Source organism: Caldisericum sp. (assembly GCA_022759145.1).
GTDB lineage: Bacteria > Caldisericota > Caldisericia > Caldisericales > Caldisericaceae > Caldisericum.
The window spans coordinates 1-5529 of the sequence record JAEMPV010000143.1 but is presented as its reverse complement, the minus strand read 5'-3'; the positions used below and the strand labels follow the sequence as shown (position 1 = coordinate 5529).

General features: G+C 39.5%; 2 protein-coding genes and 1 pseudogene. All 3 read right to left on the bottom strand.

Going from position 1 to position 5529, the window contains the following annotated elements:
* The 3 genes and pseudogenes from JHC30_07715 to JHC30_07705 all read right to left on the bottom strand — a co-directional run bounded on the left by JHC30_07715 (position 1) and on the right by JHC30_07705 (position 5459).
* Positions 1-2030: pseudogene (locus tag JHC30_07715) on the bottom strand (ATP-binding cassette domain-containing protein).
* A 914-nt stretch (positions 2031-2944) separates the two neighbouring features.
* On the bottom strand, positions 2945-4696 hold the full coding sequence (locus JHC30_07710; GenBank protein ID MCI4464034.1) for an ABC transporter ATP-binding protein: 1752 nt from the start codon (positions 4694-4696) through the stop codon (positions 2945-2947).
* Positions 4697-4796: 100 nt separating this feature from the next.
* A complete protein-coding gene (locus JHC30_07705) occupies positions 4797-5459 on the bottom strand; it encodes a hypothetical protein (GenBank protein ID MCI4464033.1) in 663 nt (220 codons plus the stop codon).
* Positions 5460-5529 lie beyond the last annotated feature (70 nt).

The window sequence follows — 5529 nt, the reverse complement described above, 5'->3', positions numbered from 1 at the left end:
GCTTTCAAAGCTTCAGGGTTTGGAATAACCTCGCTATCAAAAGCACCAACAAACTGCGCATAGTAGAGTTCAGCATAGAAACCTTTCTTCTTGAGAAGTTCTTCGTGGGTTCCTTGCTCGATTATCTTTCCATTGTTCATAACGAGAATGGTTTTTGCATCCCTTATCGTTGAAAGCCTGTGTGCGATAACAAAGGATGTCCTTCCCTGCATAAGAGTTTGCATTGCCTTCTGGATTAGTTTCTCAGTCCTTGTATCGACATTACTTGTTGCCTCATCGAGGATAAGAACTGTTGGGTTAACAAGGAATGCCCTTGCGATTGTTATCAACTGTTTTTCACCCGCGGAGATGTTAGACGCTTCTTCGTTAATAACAGTGTCATAGCCTTGCGGTAAACTTCTTATGAACCTGTCTGCATGCGCCAACTTTGCAGCCTGAATAATCTCTTCGTCAGTTGCACCGTCTTTTCCGTAGGCGATGTTTTCTTTAATCGTTCCATTAAATAGCCAGGTGTCCTGCAAAACCATTCCAATTTTTGTCCTGAGGTCACCACGCTTTATCTTTCTTGTGTCAATACCGTCAAACCAGATAACGCCATCCTTGATTTCGTAGAACCTCATAAGAAGGTTTACAATGGTTGTCTTTCCTGCACCTGTCGGTCCAACAATTGCAACCATCTCACCAGGTTTTGCAATAAGGTTCAGGTCCTCGAAGAGTGGCTTTTCTTCAACATAACTAAAGTCAACATTATCAAATACAATTTCACCACGTGGATTTACAAGTGTAACGGCATCTATCGGGTCCGGAGTCTCTTCTTCTTCATCGAGCACATTAAAGACTCTCTCTGCACAAGCCATCGTCGATTGAATGGTTTCCGAAATATTTGCAATCTGAATTATCGGCTGAGAGAACGACCTTGAATATTGTATGAATGCGGTTATATCGCCAAGGTTGAGAACATTGTGAGCAACATATATGCCACCGAATACTGCAATAAAAACATATGCAACATTGCTTATGAAGTTTGTAGAAGGCATCATAATACCAGTAAGGAATTGTGCTTTCCAGTTAGCATTGTACAAGTCAGCGTTTATCTTTTCAAACTTCTCTATTGAATCTTTTTCTCTGTTATAAGTTTTAACTACCACATGCCCTGTGTACATTTCCTCAGCATGCCCCGAGAGATTTCCAAGATGAATTTGTTGATTTAAAAAGAACTTCTGAGAAAATTTAATAATGAGCATCATAACAATAGCATACACTGGCAAACTCAACACTGCAATTATTGTAAGTTTACCGCTTATGGTAAGCATCATAATGAGAAAACCTATAATCTGTGTGAGAGATATAATAATTTGAGTAATGCTCTGCTGTAAAGTAGTCGATACTGTATCGAGGTCGTTACTCATACGGCTCAATATATCACCTGTTGAATGCCTATCGTAATACCTTATAGGAAGTCTCATAAATTTTTCAAAAAGGTCTTTACGAAGAGAATAGGTAGTTTTTTGTGCAACATCCGACATAATGTACTGGACTAAAAATGTAAGAAGCGCACTTAACACATAAAGACCAATAAGAAGGAGGAGAATCCTTCCGAGACTATCAAATGGGATTTTACCACCGTTTTTCCTGATAATATCAAGTGCAGGTTTAAGATCGGTTTCAGAGAATTTGAAATTTTTCATTTGTGTTGCATTGGAGTTGTTGCTGCTCGTAAAAGAGGAAAGCTTATCAAGGGGCAAATTCTTACTCAGGTCAATAATTTTTTGAACAGTATTCGCCCTTTCGTTATAATCGGTAATAGTATTTACGACAGGAAGGCTTGCTAATTCTTTAATTGCATTAAACTGATCTTGAGTCAAGTTAGCCTTTTTAAGAAACTCCTTCTCGACGGTTTCTTTTGCTTGAGCAACAGCTTTACTTTCTGCATCGGCAAGTTGTTTTTGTAATTCAGGTTGCTTCTTTGCAAACTCTGCGTCAACCCGAGCCCTTGCTTGTGCTATTGCCTGCTTAAGAGCCTCATTCATTACTTGAGCCTTTGCCTGTGCTATTGCCTTTGCAAGTTCTTGATCAAATTGAGGCTGTTTCTTCACAAACTCAGCATCAACCTGAGCCCTCGCCTGCGCTTTTGCCTGCTCAAGAAAAGCTGCATCTACCTGTGCCTTTGCTACTTCTGCTGCCTTGGCCTGTGCTGCAGCAAGTGCTTCTTTATATCCAGGAATACTTTCAAGTGGGACATTAGGATACTGTGCTTGAAATTGGGCATCGACCTGTTTCTTTGCTTCCTCTTTTGCCTGTTCAATCGCCTTATTTTCGGCCTCTATTAATTCTTGAGGAGGGTTTTTCGTGATTTGTTCTACCACCTGCGCTTCAGCCTGGGCATACGCGAGTTCTTTCATTTCCTGAATTTTTTCTTCGAATTGCTTTCTTACCTCGGCTTCTACCTTTGATTGAGCATCTATCAATTCTTTTGGAGGGTTTGTTGCAAACATCTTTCTAACCTGTGCTTCAGCCTGGGCATACGCCTCATTTTTCATAGCAGAAATTTGTTTTTCAAACTGCTCCTTTACAATAGCCTGAGCCTGTGTAACCGCAGCAGATTCTCCCTCTTGCAATTTATTCAACATATCTTTAATCTGAGGAACTGCCTTTTCCTGTGCTTCTGATACACCGCTTACAAGTTTCTGTGCGATAAATCCATTTGTAATTTCATTAACAGCATTTCCACTTATCTTAGGACCAAAAACTGTGAAAACCGTGCTTACAATTGCAAGGATTATGACAAGTATAAGTTTTGGAAGTTGCGGCCCCAAGTATCGGACAAGGCGTTTTAAGGTGCCCCAAAAGTCCTTTGGTTTTTCTACGGCACCTCTCATTCCAGGCCCTCTCATACCAAACATTGCAGCCACTGGTCTTTGTTGGGTTTCAATTTTCTTTTCGCTCATGCTAATCCCTCCCTTACAAGGTCTTCCTGCGAGAGTTGCGAGAAGACAATCTCACGATAAGCATCGGAAGTTTCCATAAGTTCCTTGTGCGACCCTATACCTACAATCCTTCCTTCATCGAGGACAATAATTTTGTCAGCATTCATAACGCTTGCAACTCTTTGAGCAACAAGTATAACAGTTGCATCCTTAACAACATCTTTCAAAGCCATTCTTAATTTTGCCTCTGTCTTAAAGTCCAGTGCAGAAAAGCAGTCATCAAAGACAAAGATATCACCTCTTCTTAAAATACCTCGAGCAATAGAAATTCTCTGTTTCTGACCGCCAGAAAGGTTTGTGCCGCCCTCAGAAATAACCGTGTCGTAACCTTGAGGAAGTCTTTCAATAAATCCGTGTGCCTGTGCAATTTTTGCCGCCTCAATTATCTCTTCGTCAGTTGCATCGGGCTTTCCCATTCGAATATTTTCTTTAACAGTTCCTGTAAAGATGACAGCGCGTTGCGGTACATAACTTATACGCTTTCGAAGTTCTTCCTGAGTAACTTCACGCACATCCACTCCATCTATAAGAAGTTGCCCTGAAGTTACATCATAAAGCCTTGGAATAAGGCTTACAAGAGTGGATTTTCCACTTCCTGTTGTTCCAAGAATCCCTATAACCTCCCCGGGTTTTGCATCGAAAGTAATATTATAGAGGACAGGTTCTTGTGCACCAGGATATTTGAATGTCACATCAATAAATTGAACATATCCTTTATTATCGGTAAATTGCTTTGGCTTTTCAGGGTCTTTTATTTCAAGTGGAGTCTCAAGAACCTCTACGACCCTCTCTGCTGCTGCCTCTGCACGGGGAAGCATAACAAAAAGGATTGTAAGCATAAGAATACTCATTAAAATCATAAGTGCATACTGCAAAAATGCAACCATAGCACCAAGGTCTGTATTTCCCATATCTATTCCCTTTGCACCATACCACAAAATAGCAACCGTAGTAATGTTCATTACAATCATTGCAACCGGCATAACAACAGCTATAATACGGTTTGCCTTTATGTAAGTATTGGTAACATCAAGGTTTGCGTTCTCAAATCTCTTCTTCTCATATTCCTGCTTGTTAAACGCCCTTATAACACGGACGCCCATAATGTTTTCCCTTACAACCTTGTTTATCTTATCGATTTCATTCTGAATGAGCATAAAGAGTTTCATAATAGGATTAACAAGAATTGCTATAATAAGAGCAACGGCTGGAATTGCAACATAAAGAATGCGTGTAAGATATGGGCTTGCATTGTATGCAAGTATAATTGCATCCACACCTGTAAAAATTGCGTTTGAAAGAAGCATTATAAGCATCTGTGTTGAACGCTGAATTTGAACGACATCGTTTGTTGTTCTTGTGAGTAATGTAGATGCTCCAAATTTGTTAAACTCAGAAAGGGAGAAGCTTTCAACATGCTTAAAGAATTTGCTTCTTATGTCCCTTCCAAGCCCCATAGATACATGTGATGAAAGGAAACTTGCAGATATAGCCGCAAGAATTCCGCCAAAAGAAACAAGGAGCATAATCAATCCCTGCTGCCAGATGTAATTTATATCGCCAGGGATAATTCCATTATTGACGATACGGGACATAATTGTTGGAAGTTCAAGGTTTGCCCTAACCTGAAGATAGATAAGGGCAACCGCTCCCAGTATTAAGAGCCAGTATTTTTTTAAGCCCTTATAGAGTTTTAATAACCCACGCATATTCACCTCCTAAAAAGCCTCAATTTAAATCATATATAATATATTAAATCAATCATGAAAATATTATAGCACCGAAAAATTTATTTGCAAGTTATTTTGTTTATGCCTTTTCCTCGATGAATTTTAGTATCCTATCGGGATAGTCAGATATTACAGCAAATATTCCCAGGGCAAAGAGCCTTTCAAAATCCTCTTTTTCGTTTACAGTCCAGGGGATAGTAATGGATGCGTAAGACCTGTATTCCTCTGTTACAAATTCGACTTCCGGCTTTAGAAAGTCAACTTTCCTTGCATAAATGGAAATATCTTCCGGGACATGCGCATAAAGGAAGGCAAATTTGAGCCTGGGGAACATTTCCTTTCCCTCAATCATCGCCTTGTGGTAAAAAGAAGAGATAAAAAATCCATCATACTGAAAACCTTGAACGATTTTTGAAACAGGCTTTAAGTCCAGAGGATTCTTCAACTCGACATCGACAATTTTGTTTTTACTTTTTGCAATTTCAAGGACACTTTCAAGTGTGGGGACAGTTTCGTTATCCTTTGAGATCTCTTCAAGTTCAATAATCGTATGCTCTCTTATATTGAAGTCAACACCAAAGACCCTCTTAAGATTCTCATCATGAGAGACAACAACCACACCATCCTTTGTCATTTGTGTGTCAAGTTCAACCCCATCTGCCCCAAGTTCAAAAGCGCGTTCAAAACTTTTAATCGTGTTTTCCACTTCGTACTTACAGCCTCTATGTCCTAAAACTTTCATCTTAACCTCCTATAAAATTATTATAACCTTTTTTATCTAATTTTTAATTGGGTTTTGTTCGCTTTTATCA